This is a genomic window from Bacillus sp. 7_6_55CFAA_CT2, assembly GCF_000238655.1.
GTDB classification, from domain to species: domain Bacteria; phylum Bacillota; class Bacilli; order Bacillales; family Bacillaceae_G; genus Bacillus_A; species Bacillus_A cereus.
On record NZ_JH414711.1, the window covers coordinates 397,706 to 414,992 of the forward strand.

Genomic DNA, 17,287 nt, shown 5'->3' on the forward strand with positions numbered 1-17,287 from the left:
TGCTACAGTTACAATAACTGAATCTTTGTAGGAGGTACGCCAAGTGCATACGTTATTATCAGTTTTACTTATTATTGTATCGATTTTAATGATTGTTATGGTACTTATGCAATCTAGTAATAGCTCAGGCCTTTCAGGTGCAATTTCAGGCGGTGCGGAGCAATTATTTGGTAAGCAAAAGGCACGTGGAATTGAAGCGGTATTAAACCGTATTACAATTGTTTTAGCTGTATTGTTCTTTGTATTAACAATTGGTGTTACGTACTTCAATTTATAGAATTGAAAGAAGAAGCGTTAGTGAATGGTACTAATGGTTCTTCTTTTTTTGTTTTGCTATTTGAAAGATGTTTCTAATTAGATTATAGAAATACAAATATGGTACACTAGATATAGAAAGAATACGACTAGATTACAGAAGAGAAAGAGGAGAAATACATGATGAAATTAGCATCTCCGAAACCATTTACATTTGAGGGTGGAGACCGCGCTGTTTTATTACTACATGGATTCACAGGGAACTCAGCTGATGTACGTATGTTAGGGCGTTTCTTAGAAAAGAAAGGCTATACTTGTCATGCGCCAATTTATAAAGGGCACGGTGTACCACCAGAAGAGCTTGTTCATACAGGGCCTACAGATTGGTGGCAAGATGTAACGGAGGCATATCAGCTTTTAAAAGATAAAGGTTTTGAGAAAATTGCTGTTGTTGGATTGTCACTCGGCGGCGTATTTTCTTTAAAATTAGGTTATACAGTACCGGTTTTAGGTGTCGTACCAATGTGTGCACCGATGTATATTAAGAGCGAAGAAACGATGTACCAAGGTATATTGGCATATGCCCGCGAATATAAAAAACGTGAGCAAAAATCACCTGAACAAATTGAACAAGAAATGTTGGAATTCCAAAAGACACCGATGAATACATTAAAAGCATTACAACAATTAATTGCTGACGTACGTAACAATGTGGATATGATTTATGCGCCAACATTTGTTGTACAAGCACGTCATGACGAAATGATTAATACAGATAGTGCTAACATTATTTATAACGGTGTAGAATCTACGTTAAAAGACATTAAATGGTATGAAGACTCTACGCATGTCATTACACTTGATAAACAACGTGACGAGCTACATGAGGATGTATATAACTTCTTGGAGCAACTAGATTGGTAAGATCTAGTTGCCTCTTTTTTTCATAAGGAATTTTTTGTGAAAACTGTAAAAATCATAAGGGGAGTATTGAAGTTTCACTTTATACATCCCCTATCTTTCGGATACACTAAATAATATAAGGTTTTAAAGGAGGTATTTTTGCTTGGAAGAAATCATACAAGAACATATTGATAAGTTGTTATTATTTATGAGAGAAGAAGCGTATAAACCGCTAACGATACAAGAGTTAGAAGAGGCATTTGGAATTGAAGGTTCTGAGGGTTTTAAAGATTTTGTAAAGGCACTTGTAACGATGGAAGAGAAGGGACTTGTTATTCGTACACGTAGCAACCGTTACGGTCTTCCTGAAAAGATGAATTTAATACGCGGTAAATTAATTGGACATGCACGTGGTTTTGCATTCGTTGTACCAGACGAGAAGAAAACAGGAGACGATGATCTTTTCATCCCGCCTACAGAATTAAACGGTGCACTTCATGGCGATACAGTATTAGCACGCCTTAGTTCTCAATCGAGCGGTTCGCGTCAAGAAGGTTCAATTGTACGCATTTTAGAGCGTGGAACGAAAGAACTAGTTGGTACATATACAGAATCGAAAAACTTTGGATTCGTTATACCTGACAATAAGCGCTGGACGAGTGATATCTTTATCTTGAAAAGCGCATCGATGGGTGCTGTAGAAGGTCATAAAGTAGTTGTGAAAATTACGAGCTATCCAGAGAATCGTTTAAGTGCAGAAGGTGAAGTTATTCAAATTCTAGGTCATAAAAATGATCCAGGAGTAGATATTTTATCTGTCATTCATAAACATCATTTACCTTTAGCATTCCCTGAGGAAGTGATGGAGCATGCAAACAGTGTACCAGAAACGATTTCAGAAGAAGATTTAAAAGATCGCCGCGACCTGCGCGATCAAATGATCGTAACGATTGATGGTGCAGATGCGAAAGACTTAGATGATGCTGTTACAGTAACGAAGCTTGAGAACGGTAACTACAAGCTAGGCGTTCACATTGCGGATGTAAGTCATTACGTTCAAGAAGGCTCTCCAATTGATGTTGAAGCAGCGGAAAGAGCGACGAGTGTATATCTTGTTGACCGTGTAATCCCGATGATTCCGCATCGTCTATCTAACGGTATTTGTTCATTAAATCCGAAAGTAGACCGTCTGACGTTATCTTGTGAAATGGAAATCAACAATTTAGGTGATGTTGTTAAACACGAGATTTTCCAAAGTGTGATTAAAACGACAGAGCGTATGACGTATGCTGACGTAAGAAGCATTTTAGAAGATGAGGACGAAGAGTTAATTAAGCGTTATGAGCCGCTCGTACCGATGTTTAAAGAGATGGGGCAATTGGCACAAATTTTACGTGAAAAACGTATGCGCCGTGGTGCAATTGACTTTGACTTTAAAGAAGCGAAAGTATTAGTGGATGAAGAAGGAAAACCGACTGATGTTGTTATGCGTGATCGTTCTGTTTCAGAGAAGTTAATTGAAGAATTTATGCTTGTTGCGAATGAAACAGTAGCAGAGCACTTCCACTGGATGAACGTACCGTTTATGTACCGTGTCCATGAAGATCCGAAAGAAGATAAGCTTGAGCGTTTCTTCGAGTTTGTAACGAACTTCGGATATGCGGTAAAAGGACGTGCGAATGAAGTGCACCCTCGTGCGCTGCAACAAATTCTTGAAATGGTTCAAGGACAGCCAGAAGAAGTAGTTATTTCAACAGTTATGCTTCGTTCTATGAAGCAAGCTCGTTACGATGCGGATAGTTTAGGACATTTCGGTTTATCAACTGAGTTCTACACACATTTCACATCACCAATTCGTCGTTACCCAGATACAATCGTTCATAGATTAATTCGTGAATACATTATTAATGGTAAAGTCGACAACGAAACGCAAGCAAAATGGCGTGAACAATTACCTGAGATTGCAGAGCACTCTTCTAATATGGAACGCCGTGCTGTTGAAGCAGAGCGTGAAACAGATGAGATGAAAAAAGCAGAGTATATGGTTGATAAGATCGGTGAAGAGTATGACGGTATGATTAGCTCTGTAACAAACTTCGGTTTATTCGTAGAGCTTCCAAATACAATTGAAGGTCTTGTACACGTTAGCTACTTAACGGATGATTACTACCGTTATGACGAGCAACATTTCGCTATGATCGGAGAACGTACAGGAAACGTATTCCGCATCGGTGACGAAATTACAATTCGCGTTATTAACGTAAACAAAGACGAGCGTGCAATCGACTTTGAAATCGTTGGCATGAAAGGCACACCTCGCCGTAAGTTCAAAGATCGTCCAGTCGTTATCGAGCAGCCAAGAACAGGCAGAAAGAAACGCGGTGGACGTAGCGAGCGCAGTAATGAGCGCGGCGGTGAACGTGGCACAGGTAGAAAATTTGACCGTGGTGGTAAAGGAAAAGGAAGAGGATCTGCATCCGCATCCGCTTCTGCTAGCCAGCCAGGAAAAAAAGATGGTAACGGTAAGAAGAAAAAAGCATTCTTCGAAAACGTACCAGGATTCAAGAAGAAAAAGAAAAAGCGTAAGTAAGAAAAGAGTGGCTTCGCTTTGATGAAAAGCGGGGCCTTTTCTTTTTTCTTCGTGGCTTAAGAGCGAGCCACTTTCGCTTTTTGTTGGAATCCAGCTACAGTGGCTAGAATGTTCGGCGGCTTCGCTTCTTCCCCAGAGGCAAAGAGCGCCTCAAGGTCAGAAGCTCCATCCACCTCACATTCTGAGCGAGCCACTTTCGCTTTTAATGGAATCCAGCTACAGTGGCTAGAATCTGTTGGCCATTTCACTCCCTCGGCCGAAGCAAAAAGCGCTTCTCTGTCGGGAGTTCCAATGTCCAAAGATTCTGAGTGAGCCACTTTCGCTTTTTATTAACATTTGTTACAATAGTAAAAATAGAGGAGGGACGTTATATGCCAAAGGGTACAGGTAAGGTTATTGCACAGAATAAAAAAGCATTTCATGATTATTTCATCGAAGAAACATACGAAGCAGGGCTTGTCCTTCAAGGAACGGAAATTAAGTCGATTCGCGCTGGACGCGTAAACTTGAAAGATGCGTTTGCACGTGTACATAATGGTGAAGTATGGGTTCATAATATGCACATTAATACGTACGAACAAGGGAATCGTTTCAACCATGATCCACTTCGTACGAGAAAATTACTTCTGCATAAAAAAGAAATTGATAAACTAGCGGGCGCTGCGAAAGAAACAGGTTACGCATTAGTTCCACTTAGAATTTATTTAAAAAATGGATTTGCAAAGATGGCACTTGGTTTAGCAAAAGGTAAGAAGCAATACGATAAACGTCACGATTTAAAAGAGAAAGAAGCTAAACGTGAAATTGCACGCGCGTTCCGTGATCGCCAAAAGATGTAATACAGATATTTACATTTGTAAAATGGAGCGCGTATGTTATAATAACTTATGTAAGGTTGTTGCACATTGAAAAACAGCTCTTAGTAGCTATCACGATATTTTCTTCGTATGCTCCATTTTTATCATGGGGACGTTACGGATTCGACAGGGATAGTTCGAGCTTAGGTTGCGAGTCGAGGGGATCGGCCTCGTTAAAACGTCAAAGCCTATAATTGGCAAACAAAACAATCTTTCTTTAGCTGCTTAATTGCACTAAAGGTTCCTCCCTCCATCGTCCATGTGGTAGGGTAAGGGACTCAAACTAAGTGGACTACGCCGGAGTTCGCCGTCTGAGGACAAAGGAAGAGAATAACCAGACTAGCAACTTGGAAGCCTGTCGATAGGCCGAAGAGTTCGCGAAATGCTAATATATCGACTACACTCGTAGAAGCTTAAGTGCCGATATTTTTGGACGTGGGTTCGACTCCCACCGTCTCCACCAATACATATTTGGTGGTTTTTTATTTTGTATAATATGAACCATAATTTTGCCAGGTTGGTGAGGTTATGGTTCTTTTTGTTTGTGGTTTTATAGAATGCTGAAGTCGATGGGACGGTATCCCTGAAAGAGAGAATAAAAAATGGTTATTGATGATAAGCGGGTAGATACTATAGCAGATTGTAAACGCTCAATTGTTAAGTAGTTATTATTTTTTTACTTTATTCGAATCTCCATATGTTTTGTGTTTTTATCCATACCTATTGTAAGATTATATAGAGTTCTCCTAATAAACTGTTTTAATGGATTATTTAGGGGTTTTAAATTTATAAATCTTAAATTATTTTTTCGGGATAATTTTTTTATCTAAATAATTTATATTGAAGTAGAGGTGAACCATCGGTGAAGCAGGTGTTGGTGATTAAAAATGAACGGTCTTCAGCAAAGAAAATCGTAAGCGGTTTAACGCAAGAGGGCCATTTCATTTTAAAACTTCATAATGAAAACCAAGGTTTAAATATAGCATATGAGCAAGATTGGGATATTATCATATTGGATTGGGATTCATTAAGTATATCGGGACCAGAAATTTGTAGACAAATACGACTTGTTAAAACGACACCAATCATTATTGTGACCAACAATATTTCTAGCGAGGATTGCATAGCAGGGTTACAAGCAGGAGCAGATGATTATATTAGAAAACCATTTGTGAAGGAAGAATTAGTAGCGAGAGTTCAAGCTATTTTAAGAAGAAGTGACTATAACCAGCAAAATGAGACAAACTTTTTTCAGTTTAAAGATCTCTTTGTTGATGCATCTAGCAATATTGTGAAAAAAGGTGGCAAAAATCTCTCGCTTACGAAGCGCGAGTACGATTTACTTGTATTTTTAATTAAGAATAAAAATACGATATTAAGCCGTGAAATGCTTTTGAATCAAGTTTGGGGATATGACGTAGTAGTAAATCCGAATGTAGTAGACTTATATATTGGGTATGTAAGAAAAAAGCTAAAGTGCGAGAAGAAAGATAGATATATTCAAACGATACATGGCAGAGGCTATTCAATGGTTGAATGATAAAAATAAGATAATAAAGTAGTTTCTGTGAAATATTAGCTATTACTGCGCGTATTTTGTAAGGGAAGGTCTCTGTCCCGTATTTGTTGAGAAAGTATTTAATGAAGGTTAATCAACAGTCCTGACCGCACATATTACTTTTTATGCTTGATTTTATGAATTCATACGATTCACAAGATTTTCACAGAATTAATGACTATACTAATTAACAGGATGTTCAAATGAAAATGATTATCAATAGCGATTCAATTGAATAAAAGTTACCTTCTAATTCAATCTATGGATGTCATCATTTTCGAAATAAATCACACTATAAGGAGTATACATATGAAAAAATCTATGCTTTTAAAATTAGTGAGTATTCTAGCAATTTTCACTTTAATGTTAGTGGCTTGCTCAGATTCAAGTAAAGAAACTTCGAAGGCTAATAATAAAGATAATGGTAGTGATAAGCCAAAAACGGTTGAAATCACTGATGCTCATGGAACTGTTAAAGTACCTGTAAACCCAAAGAATGTAGTTGCTTTGGATAACAGAACTTTTGAAACTTTATCTGATTGGGGAATTAAATTAGCGGCTGCTCCAAAGGATATCATGCCTGCTGATTCAGCATATAAAAAGGATGAAAAAGTTCAAAATATTGGGAATCACCGTGAACCAAATCTAGAAATTATTGCAGCGGCAAACCCTGATCTTGTAATCGTTGGTCAAAGATTTGCTGATCATTATGAAGAAATCAAAAAATTAGTGCCAAATGCAGCTGTTATTGATCTTAATTTTGATGTTTCTGAGAAGGCTACTAAGCCTGGAGAAAACTTAGTAAAAGGACTTAAAGATTCTACAACTACTTTAGGTAAAATCTTTGCTAAAGATAAAGAAGCTAAACAATTAGTAGCTGATTTTGATAAATCTATTGAAAAAGCAAAATCTGCTTATAACGGAAAAGATAAAGTTATGAGTGTTATCGTTACTGGTGGAAATATTGGCTTTGCTGCGCCGCACTCTGGTCGCGTTTGGGGACCTATGTATGACATTTTCGGTTGGACTCCAGCATTAGAAGTTTCGAATTCTACTGCAGGTCATAAAGGTGATGACGTTTCTGTTGAAGCTATTGCACAAACAAATCCTGATTGGCTTTTCGTATTAGATCGTGATGCTGCAACATCTGATGCAGCTAAGTCAACACCTGCTAAGGATGTTATTTCTAAATCACCTGCTCTTCAAAACACAACTGCTGTTTCTAAAAAACAAGTTATTTATGCACCAGAAGATACTTACACAAATGAATCAATTCAAACTTATATAGAGTTATTTGGAAATATGGCAAAAACTTTAGCTAAGTAGTGTAAAGGGGTACGAAACAGTGTCAAAAAATATGATTTCTAGGGTTGAGAATATTTCTCAACCCCAGTTTTATAATCAAAATAAAATATGGACAAAACCTTTTATAATAGCAGTTATAGTTGTTATAATTTTAGGGATTATATCACTGTTTACTGGAGTTTATGATATACGTGGACAAGAGGACGGAATGGAGATGTTTTTCATCACTCGTGTTCCAAGAACGTTTGCATTAATGCTTACTGGAGCTGCGATGGCGATGGCAGGGCTCGTCATGCAACTTATTACACAGAATCGCTTTGTTGAACCTACTACAACGGGGACTATTGAATGGTCAGGCTTAGGCCTGCTTTTTGTGTATTTATTATTTCCTGCCCCGACTTTAGTTCAAAGAATGACTGGTGCAATCATTTTTTCTTTTATAGGAACTATGATTTTTTTTCTTATTTTTAAGAAGAGTTAAGCTTCGTTCGTCTTTAATTGTTCCGATTATTGGATTGATGCTTGGAGCAGTAATTTCTGCAGTGTCTACTTTTTTAGGACTCCTTTTTCAAAAGACGCAAAGTATTGAAACTTGGTTTGTAGGTTCATTTGCTAACATTCAGGTGGGAAGATATGAATATTTATGGCTGATTGTTATCATTACTTTTCTTATTTTTATGTATGCTAATAGATTGACTTTAGCTGGACTAGGAGAAGATGTCGCAACAAGTCTTGGAGTTAATTACAATAGAATTGTTCTTTTTGGGACTGCTCTTATCTCTGTTGCAGTTGGAATTGTTGCAGCTGTTATTGGACACTTACCTTTCTTAGGATTAATTGTGCCAAATATCGTTTCAATGTTTAGAGGTGATGATCTTAGGAGTAATTTACCTTGGGTTTGTGTGATCGGAATGGGATCAATAACTGCCTGTGACATCATTTCTCGAACAATTATACAGCCTTTTGAATTACCTGTTTCTTTAATACTTGCAACAGTGGGAGCAGTCGTGTTTATTACTATTTTATTGAGACAAAGAAAACCAAGGAGGCTACGATGATCACATTAGAATATAGAAAAAAAGAAAATGTCGAAATCGATTCTAGCCTTCATAATGAAAGTAGATCAGCTAGCGCTTTTCGGTCTAAGAAGGAAGCAAGACGTTATTGGATTTTACTGATAACATTGATTGCTTTAGGTCTTCTTTCTTCATATGGACTTTTAGTTTATAACAATCCAGTTCCGCTAGATTCACCTTCTTTTATCCCAGTCGTTAAGAGAAGGATAGTAGCTATTGTTGCAATGATTATTGCTGCGGTTTGCCATAGCTTGTCGACAGTTGCTTTCCAATCTATTACGAATAATAAAATTATTACTCCATCGCTTTTAGGTTTCGAATCACTTTATTCAGCAATTCAAACGAGTACAGTATTCTTCTTTGGTGCTAGTGCGTTAATAAATTTTAATGGAATTGGATCATTTTTATTCCAAGTTGTTGTTATGGTCTTCATGAGTTTGATACTTTATGGATGGTTACTTTCCGGTAAATACGGGAATTTACAACTTATGCTTTTAGTTGGAATTATTATTGGTACCGGGCTAAATTCTGTGTCAACTTTCATGAGAAAACTACTTGCGCCTTCAGAATTTGATATTTTACAAGCAAGATTATTTGGTTCTGTTAATCATGCAGATCCTGCATATTTTCCTATTGTAATTCCTATGATCATAATTGTAGCGGTATTAATTTTTGCTCATTCTAAGAATTTGAATGTTTTGTCACTAGGAAAAGATGTTGCTACTTCTTTTGGAGTTAAATATCAACCTAGTGTAATTTATACGCTTGTATTAGTAGCTATTTTGATGTCTATTTCAACAGCTCTAATTGGGCCACTTACTTTCTACGGCTTTTTAGTGGCAACTTTGAGTTATCAGGCAGCGTCAACTTATGATCATAGATATATTTTTCCGATGGCTTTTGCTATAGGATTTTTAATAATGACGAGCGCATACTTTTTAATGTATCATGTATTCCATGCTCAAGGTGTAGTTTCAGTTATTATTGAATTATTTGGTGGAATTATATTCTTAACTATAGTTTTAAGGAAGAGGGCTTTATGATAAAAATTGATAATGTTAAAAAGTTCTATACTGATAAGGTAAAAATAGGACCTTTGGATATTGAAATACCAAAAGCAGGCTTTACTTCTTTAATTGGACCAAATGGCGCTGGAAAGTCCACGACACTTTTGATGATTGGCAGACTTTTAGATATGGATGAAGGCCAAATTCAGGTAGCAAATATGGATGTTTCTGAATCCAAATCAAAAGACTTAGCAAAAGTTTTGACTATATTGCGACAAGAAAATCATTTTGTAACTAGGCTTACAGTTAGACAATTAGTTGGATTTGGGCGCTTTCCTTATTCAAAGGGAAGATTGACTAAAGAAGATGAGGTTATCATTTCTAAATATATCGATTTCTTAGATTTAACTAGTTTAGAGAATAGATATTTAGATGAGCTTTCTGGTGGTCAAAGACAAAGGGCATATGTAGCGATGGTATTGTGCCAAGAGACGGAATATGTACTTTTGGACGAACCTCTGAACAACCTTGATGTTGCTCGTTCTGTTCAAATGATGGAGCATTTAAGACGTGCAGCTAATGAATTTGGAAGAACAATTTTGACTGTTATGCATGACATAAATTTTGCAGCTAAATACTCGGATAAAATTTGTGCTATGAAAGATGGACAAATTGCTGCTTTTGGAACAGTAGAAGAGGTTATGGACTCAACACTTTTGACAGATATTTTTGAAACAAAAATAGAAATTATTAATGGTCCTTATGGGCCAATCGCAGTTTATTAGTTATAAAATGTAAAAAATACCGTAGCTTGCGTAGATTATGCAAGCTAATCTAGTTGAAGCTGCTGTCTGTATTTTATAGGCAGCAGCTTTTTTTATGTGATTACTCATAAAATGCAGAAGAATGCTTCACTTTTTCAAGTATGTACTAAACGAAAAAAATATCCCTGTATAACTTTTTAAAAGAATTCAGCTTGTTTTTTGATATGTAATATTGCATATCAGAGTGTATTGATAAAAGTGTAAGGGGTCACTATAATGAGGGCATAAAGATAAATCACATTTTCGTAGCAATAAAAAGGAGGAAATAATATGGAAATCGCAATGGCAGTTTTAAAATTTGTAGGTGGCGTAATCCCGTTAATTCAAGAACTTTTAAAAGCATTTATGTAAATTTATTAGTTAGCAATCATTATCATATTTTACTAAAAAAAGAACGGGGTGATTTTTCTGAATATTAAGAAAAACACTAAAAGAAGAAAGTTCCTTGCATGTTTATTAGTTAGTCTATGCACTATTAATTATTCATCTATTTCCTTCGCAGAAACACAAGCAAGTAATGCAACTGATGTAACCAAAAATGCTAGTGGCATTGATACTGGTATAGCAAATCTTAAATATAATAATCAAGAGGTTTTAGCTGTAAATGGTGATAAAGTAGAAAGTTTTGTTCCGAAAGAAAGTATCAATTCAAATGGTAAATTTGTAGTAGTGGAACGCGAGAAAAAATCACTTACAACGTCACCAGTCGATATTTCAATTATTGATTCTGTAGTGAATCGCACGTATCCAGGAGCTGTACAACTTGCAAATAAAGCTTTTGCAGACAATCAACCAAGTTTATTAGTGGCTAAGAGAAAGCCTTTGAATATTAGTATAGACTTACCGGGCATGAGAAAAGAAAATACAATCACTGTCCAAAATCCGACATATGGTAATGTAGCTGGAGCAGTAGACGATTTAGTATCTACTTGGAATGAAAAGTATTCTACAACACATACGTTACCTGCAAGAATGCAGTATACGGAATCTATGGTTTATAGTAAATCACAAATAGCAAGTGCTCTTAATGTTAACGCTAAATATCTTGATAACAGTCTAAACATTGATTTTAATGCGGTTGCAAATGGAGAGAAAAAAGTGATGGTAGCGGCGTATAAGCAAATATTTTATACGGTAAGTGCTGAACTACCTAACAATCCATCCGACCTTTTTGATAATAGCGTTACTTTTGACGAGTTAACTCGAAAAGGCGTAAGTAATTCGGCTCCACCTGTTATGGTTTCAAATGTAGCTTATGGTAGAACGATTTATGTAAAATTAGAAACAACATCTAAGAGCAAAGATGTACAAGCTGCTTTTAAAGCCTTACTTAAGAATAACAGCGTTGAAACGAGTGGACAGTATAAAGATATTTTTGAAGAAAGTACCTTTACTGCTGTAGTATTAGGCGGAGATGCGAAAGAGCATAACAAGGTTGTTACTAAAGATTTCAATGAAATCCGAAATATCATTAAAGATAATGCTGAATTAAGTCTTAAAAATCCAGCATACCCAATTTCATATACAAGTACTTTCTTAAAAGATAATGCAACTGCTGCTGTTCATAACAATACAGATTATATTGAGACGACAACTACAGAATATTCAAGTGCTAAAATGACACTTGATCATTACGGTGCTTACGTTGCTCAATTTGATGTATCTTGGGATGAATTCACATTTGACCAAAAGGGTAACGAAGTATTAACACATAAAACGTGGGATGGTAGCGGAAAAGACAAAACGGCTCATTACTCTACAGTTATCCCTCTTCCACCGAACTCAAAAAATATAAAAATTGTAGCAAGAGAATGTACAGGTCTTGCATGGGAATGGTGGAGAACAATTATTAATGAACAAAATGTTCCATTAACAAATGAAATAAAAGTTTCAATTGGAGGAACAACATTATACCCAACAGCTAGTATTAGTCATTAAGTATAAAAAAAGCGTCCTATAAGTAGGGCGCTTTTTACTTGGTCACAAATTTTATTTTGTATCGGTATGTTTTTAAGTTTTGTAAATCATCAACTATAAGGTGGGAATATTGTGCAGACGAAAAGCTATATGTTTTTCGTCTTTTCGTTCTCTTGCTTAATAAGAAAGATCCTGTAACTCAGTACAGGATCTTTAATCAAACGTTTTTAAAAGCTAAATTGTGGTTTCATATCACCTTTATAAGGTTCATGTTCAACGAATATAGTTATATCGTTACCAGCTTGGTCTTTACCAGTTCTTTTATACGTAAATTTATTTTTATTTAGTTCAGTAAGTTCAAGAGCAGCACCGTATTTGTTATTTCCAATTGAAACATGGGCTCTTATTTTATTTTCGTGTACAACATCGAAGTAGCCATAATCACCGCGGCTTTGACCTGTTTCGCTATTGAAGAACTCATATTTATTAGATTTGTCATCAAATTTTGCTAGACTTATAAAATTCGAATTAAACTGTGTTACATCGTTACCAGTTTCGTCTAATACCTTTGTTCCGTGCCAAAGGGTACCGCCTAAAATTTTATCTCCATCAACGTTTTTAACAATATCTCCTGTAGTCGTGTTCAGCTGCTTGTCCGGATCAGTGAAAGAAAGTTCTTTTTCTTTATATGGAACATGTTCAACGAAAACTTCTACATCTTTACCGTTAGCGTCTTTCCCCATTCGTTTATAAGTAAATACATTTTTATTTAGTTTTGTCATGTCAACGACAGCTTGATACTTCATTGATTCTGAAATTAATATTCTTTTTTTCCATCATTTGTGATAAAGAAAGTTCCTTTATCGCCACGACTTGCACCTGTTTTAGCATCAAAAAATTCATATCTGCCTGACTTCGCATCATATTTTGCAAGACCGATGAAGTTTGCATTCTCTTTTGTTAAGTCATTCTTATCTTTGTCATACACTCGTGTACCTTGCCAATTTGTCTCGCTAAGAATATTAGCCATTTTTTGCCCTTTAGTTAATTTATTTTCCTTTTTTGTTTCTTTAGCAACTTGTTCTTGCTTTTGTTTCCCATGATTTTCTTCAGCTTTAGTACCAGCACACCCTGTTAATGCTAATGTGAATCCGAGCAGTATGGATGATAGTGTTTTTGTTTTTTTGTTCATGTTTTATCGTCTCCTTATTTTATGATTTTAGGTAGTACGGTTAGCGATTATAGTAGCAGTGCGTCATATACGAACTTAGTTGCTACGTTTCTTATGTTAATACTCGACTATAAACTGCCTCTAAATAAAACATTAAAAAAAGATAAACTAATTCCTAAAATTTTTTCATACTTATAAAAAATCGCTAGTTTGCTGTAGTGCCTACGAGTAATCCAAAAAATACATTGTAAAGAAGAAGGAAAGCCGCTAATAATAATGTAATTGCTAATATAGCTAATCGATTGTAGTACAAAACTTTTGAGAAAAACTGTAGGGGTGGTGTTTTTGTAGGATTCTTTCGTTAGCAATCGGTTGTACATCATCATAAATTTGAACACCTACTGTATCGGGTAAGAAGAAAGTAGCCCCTTCATTGTTCGCAATATGTTGTACGTGAATAACTGTTTTATGTTTTTCACGAAATGCTTTCAAAACTTCTTTCGCTTTTTGTGCGGCTTTTTCAGGTTGATGTAATTCCATATTGCCACCTTCAAAGTAATCATTTTGTATGTCTACTAATAGCAACGCTTCGTTCATCGTTATGCCCTCATACTTAGTGATTCAGCACGTTATTTGTACTGTACCGTTATTATATAAATTGTAGCTATGCGGAAGTAATAACGTTGTGAAACGATTTTGGGGTATATAGTTTCAGTGTGAAAAAAGTGAAAGTTGCTATAAGTACAAATGGATTTTGTGGACTTCACGGCAAAGTTATAGATAGAGTGGCATTGCAGGGTTAAAAACCATAACTTTGCTGGAGGAGCGGGTTATGGTTTTTTTATGAGGAAATACGATTTTAAGTTTTTGCTGAAGGTGTTTTTCTAGGATATGCTGTGAGTGATTGGAGTGAGGTAGTGTCAGATATTGTCGACCGATCGATATATTGGAAAAATCGTTGATATATTGTGAGTTGTGATAGATATATTGGAAAAATCGTTGATATATTGTGAGTTATGATAGATATATTGAAAAAATCGTTGATATATTTGTAAAGGGGTGTTTGAGGTGATTGTGAAAGAAAGAAAAATGCCGATTTATATAAGACAGTTAGAAGCACTGCTTAGAAGGTTACCTGTACATCATCCAAAACGAAATTTAATTGGAGAAAACTTGGCAAAACACATGGCGGGGTATAAAGGGGAGCAAGCAATTGATTATCCACTTAGTTTTATTTCTGAGAAAGAGTATAGTGTTTTACATGATGTTCGCTTATCTAATCATGATCAATACTTTCAAATTGATACTATTATCATTTCCACAAAGTTTCTTCTTTTTCTTGAGATAAAAAATATAGCAGGTACATTAATGTTTGATGCAAAGTTTAATCAACTTATCCGAATAACAGAAGGAAATTCAGAGGGATTTCCAGATCCGGTTTTACAAATAAAAAGGCAAGAAATACAATTAAAGAAATGGTTAAGCTTACATGGATTTTCCTCTAGTCTTCCAATCGAGTCTCTCGTTGTTATTAGCTCGCCTCGTACCATTATAAAATCTTCAGATGACAATCTTCTTCATACAATTATTCATAGTGCAAATTTACCTCATAAAATAAAGTGGTTTGAAAGTAAATATAAGAGAAAAGTTATAGATAATGTAGATAGGCTCATTCATCAAATAATAACGGAGCATTCTCCACTTCAACAAAATATACTTGAGCAATATAAAATAGAAAAAGAGGAGTTGTTAAATGGAGTACAATGTGAGAAATGCTTAGTTATTCCAATGGTTAAAGTGAAGAAGGGCTGGCGTTGTACAAGTTGTAAAGATTTTTCAAAAGTGGCACATGAGGATGCTATACGAGATTATGCATTGCTCATTAGTACGACATGTACGAACGGTAATTTGAAAGAGTTTCTCCATGTTTCGTCGGGTATGGTTGTAAACAGAATTCTCCACACACTAAATCTCCCCTACACTGGCAACAACAAAGGACGAATATATGATTTAACTTCTTTCCAATCGTAATTTTGCTATAATAAATAAGTACTTATACGAAGGGGAGTCTAAAGAGAAAATGAAGTCATTTAATATCGATCATGTTATAGCTAGTGTTTTGCAATGGATATTAAATATAGCCTTAATTATATTATCCATTGTGTTATCAATTTTCTTAGTGAATGAGACAATTACGTTCGTGCAGTATATTTTTTCAGCAAAAGAGTATACGTCTTATAAATTGGTTGAAAGTATCATCGTCTATTTCTTATACTTCGAGTTCATTGCATTAATTATTAAGTATTTTAAATCGAATTATCATTTCCCGTTACGTTATTTTATTTATATCGGAATTACGGCCTTAATTCGATTAATTATTGTGTCTCATGAGGAACCGATGGAGACGTTATTATACGCAGGAGCAATTCTTGTTTTAGTTATTGCTTTATACATATCAAATATGAGAGATTTGAGAAAAGAGTAGTAGTGCAGACATAAGTTTGCACTACTTTTTTATTTGTAATTTTCCACCCTATGATTTTGGGGATGTAATCAAATGAATAGTGTCAGGACATTCTAATTTATAAGTTACTTTGTTGTCTTCAATATCTTTCTTTATCTTTTGACATGTGTTATTCGAATATTGAATCTCTTGATTTTCATTATGTTTCTCATGTGTTTTTGTGTAGTCAACGTCATAATAGACGGAGGTAGATCCCTTTTCTTTTTTTACAGTCAAATCAATAATAACAGGCTCGTTCTTATTATTAAATTTAGTAATTCTAACTGAATCGTCTTTATTTGAATTATAGTTTTTTACGAAAGTATCTAATTTTTCTATGTTATAAACTTCATTGTTTTTCTCAATAATATCACCACGTTTTTTGGAAACCTCAAAAGTATATGTCTCGTTTTTATCGTTTTTTTGCTCATTATTAGTACAACCAATAAGAGTAAATAAGACTAACGAGATTACAGGTAATGCATACTTTCTATATTGTATTCTCATAGGTTCATCTCCTTTTCTTAATTTTTAGCGATGATATATTTATAATTTTATTTTATCTTACTGAGCTTTTTGGAAAGCAAAAAGACTGTTCTTTTTTCGTTAAGTTACTGTAAATACCTACATTTTTTATTAATTGGTTATAAATTTCGGCATAATATTGTTACATCTTGACCTTCAAGTTGCTTGAAAGTTTACAATGAAATTAGGGCGTTTGAAATCGAAAAAAATTGAGAAATTAAGTGAAGAGGTTTCTTATACTTGGAGGTTATAGGAATGAATCAGGAATTGAAGTTACGTCCATTGGAACGAGAAGATTTAAAGTTCGTACACGAACTGAATAATAATGCGCATATTATGTCGTATTGGTTTGAAGAGCCATATGAGGCATTTGTGGAGCTGCAAGACTTATACGATAAACATATACATGATCAAAGCGAACGCCGATTTATCGTTGAGAAAGACAATGAAATGGTTGGATTAGTTGAGTTAGTAGAAATCGATTATATTCATCGTAGAACAGAATTCCAAATTATTATTGATCCGAATTATCAAGGATATGGTTATGCAGTAGAGGCGACGCGTTTAGCAATGGATTATGCTTTCGCTGTATTAAATATGCATAAGATTTATTTAGTTGTGGATAAGGAAAATGAAAAAGCAGTACATGTTTATAAAAAGGTTGGATTTATGGTAGAAGGCGAACTTATCGATGAGTTTTTCGTTGATGGTAACTATCATAATGCGATAAGAATGTGTATGTTTCAGAAGCAATATTTTGAAAACAAGTAGTTGAAAGATTCGGAAGTAATGTTGA

The 17,287-nt window shown here is 35.0% G+C and carries 14 protein-coding genes, 1 other RNA gene and 3 pseudogenes; 14 read left to right on the forward strand and 4 right to left on the reverse strand.

Translation table 11 applies throughout. From position 1 onward, the window contains the following. Positions 1–43 precede the first annotated feature (43 nt). From secG to rnr, 3 genes are all read left to right on the forward strand, one after another. A complete protein-coding gene (gene secG / locus HMPREF1014_RS22570; protein ID WP_000557264.1) occupies positions 44–277 on the forward strand; it encodes a preprotein translocase subunit SecG in 234 nt (77 codons plus the stop codon). Positions 278–438: 161 nt separating this feature from the next. After that, a complete protein-coding gene (gene estA / locus HMPREF1014_RS22575; protein ID WP_000761986.1) occupies positions 439–1,179 on the forward strand; it encodes a carboxylesterase in 741 nt (246 codons plus the stop codon). 142 nt (positions 1,180–1,321) lie between these two features. Then, positions 1,322–3,748 (forward strand): ribonuclease R, encoded by a 2,427-nt coding sequence (gene rnr, locus HMPREF1014_RS22580; RefSeq protein ID WP_000391080.1) that lies wholly within the window; start codon positions 1,322–1,324, stop codon positions 3,746–3,748. A 56-nt stretch (positions 3,749–3,804) separates the two neighbouring features. Here rnr and HMPREF1014_RS30660 read toward each other — a convergent pair whose 3' ends face one another. After that, entirely contained in the window at positions 3,805–3,996 is a 192-nt protein-coding gene (locus HMPREF1014_RS30660; RefSeq protein WP_142241204.1) for a hypothetical protein, read from the reverse strand. A 123-nt stretch (positions 3,997–4,119) separates the two neighbouring features. Between HMPREF1014_RS30660 and smpB the strand changes: the two genes are divergently transcribed. The 8 genes and pseudogenes from smpB (at position 4,120) to alo (ending at position 12,313) form a co-directional block, all read left to right on the forward strand. Further along, positions 4,120–4,587 (forward strand): SsrA-binding protein, encoded by a 468-nt coding sequence (gene smpB / locus HMPREF1014_RS22590; protein WP_001123919.1) that lies wholly within the window; start codon positions 4,120–4,122, stop codon positions 4,585–4,587. 126 nt (positions 4,588–4,713) lie between these two features. Next, positions 4,714–5,068, forward strand: a transfer-messenger RNA (tmRNA) gene (gene ssrA, locus HMPREF1014_RS30665). A 399-nt stretch (positions 5,069–5,467) separates the two neighbouring features. Continuing rightward, entirely contained in the window at positions 5,468–6,145 is a 678-nt protein-coding gene (locus HMPREF1014_RS22595) for a response regulator transcription factor (protein WP_000815809.1), read from the forward strand. Between the two features lie 327 nt (positions 6,146–6,472). Further along, on the forward strand, positions 6,473–7,489 hold the full coding sequence (locus HMPREF1014_RS22600) for a siderophore ABC transporter substrate-binding protein (RefSeq protein ID WP_000749435.1): 1,017 nt from the start codon (positions 6,473–6,475) through the stop codon (positions 7,487–7,489). A gap of 19 nt (positions 7,490–7,508) precedes the next feature. Beyond that, positions 7,509–8,526 (forward strand): annotated as a pseudogene (locus HMPREF1014_RS22605) (ABC transporter permease). After that, entirely contained in the window at positions 8,523–9,587 is a 1,065-nt protein-coding gene (locus HMPREF1014_RS22610) for an iron chelate uptake ABC transporter family permease subunit (RefSeq protein ID WP_000631246.1), read from the forward strand. Before HMPREF1014_RS22605 ends, HMPREF1014_RS22610 begins: the two are co-directional and overlap by 4 nt. Continuing rightward, on the forward strand, positions 9,584–10,336 hold the full coding sequence (locus HMPREF1014_RS22615) for an iron ABC transporter ATP-binding protein (RefSeq protein ID WP_000590071.1): 753 nt from the start codon (positions 9,584–9,586) through the stop codon (positions 10,334–10,336). Before HMPREF1014_RS22610 ends, HMPREF1014_RS22615 begins: the two co-directional genes overlap by 4 nt. 438 nt (positions 10,337–10,774) lie before the next feature. Continuing rightward, positions 10,775–12,313: an anthrolysin O/cereolysin O family cholesterol-dependent cytolysin Alo gene (gene alo / locus HMPREF1014_RS22625; protein WP_000576728.1), complete on the forward strand. Its 1,539-nt coding sequence runs from the start codon at positions 10,775–10,777 to the stop codon at positions 12,311–12,313. Between the two features lie 206 nt (positions 12,314–12,519). Here the strand turns inward: alo and HMPREF1014_RS22630 are convergent. Together HMPREF1014_RS22630 and HMPREF1014_RS31915 are read right to left on the reverse strand one after the other, a co-directional pair. Beyond that, a pseudogene (locus HMPREF1014_RS22630) lies at positions 12,520–13,484 on the reverse strand (DUF4822 domain-containing protein). A gap of 303 nt (positions 13,485–13,787) precedes the next feature. Next, positions 13,788–14,060: pseudogene (locus HMPREF1014_RS31915) on the reverse strand (isochorismatase family protein); the annotation flags it as partial. Positions 14,061–14,537: 477 nt separating this feature from the next. Between HMPREF1014_RS31915 and HMPREF1014_RS22640 the strand changes: the two are divergent. Continuing rightward, positions 14,538–15,494, forward strand: coding sequence for a nuclease-related domain-containing protein (locus tag HMPREF1014_RS22640; RefSeq protein WP_002184034.1), 957 nt, complete (start codon positions 14,538–14,540; stop codon positions 15,492–15,494). A 49-nt stretch (positions 15,495–15,543) separates the two neighbouring features. After that, entirely contained in the window at positions 15,544–15,948 is a 405-nt protein-coding gene (gene psiE, locus HMPREF1014_RS22645; protein ID WP_000834708.1) for a phosphate-starvation-inducible protein PsiE, read from the forward strand. Positions 15,949–15,996: 48 nt separating this feature from the next. On the opposite strand, the gene HMPREF1014_RS22650 is transcribed toward psiE, so the two are convergent. Then, on the reverse strand, positions 15,997–16,473 hold the full coding sequence (locus tag HMPREF1014_RS22650) for a DUF4362 domain-containing protein (RefSeq protein WP_001222626.1): 477 nt from the start codon (positions 16,471–16,473) through the stop codon (positions 15,997–15,999). Between the two features lie 273 nt (positions 16,474–16,746). Between HMPREF1014_RS22650 and speG the strand changes: the two genes are divergently transcribed. After that, on the forward strand, positions 16,747–17,262 hold the full coding sequence (gene speG, locus HMPREF1014_RS22655; protein WP_001071095.1) for a spermidine N1-acetyltransferase: 516 nt from the start codon (positions 16,747–16,749) through the stop codon (positions 17,260–17,262). The last annotated feature ends 25 nt before the right edge of the window (positions 17,263–17,287 follow it).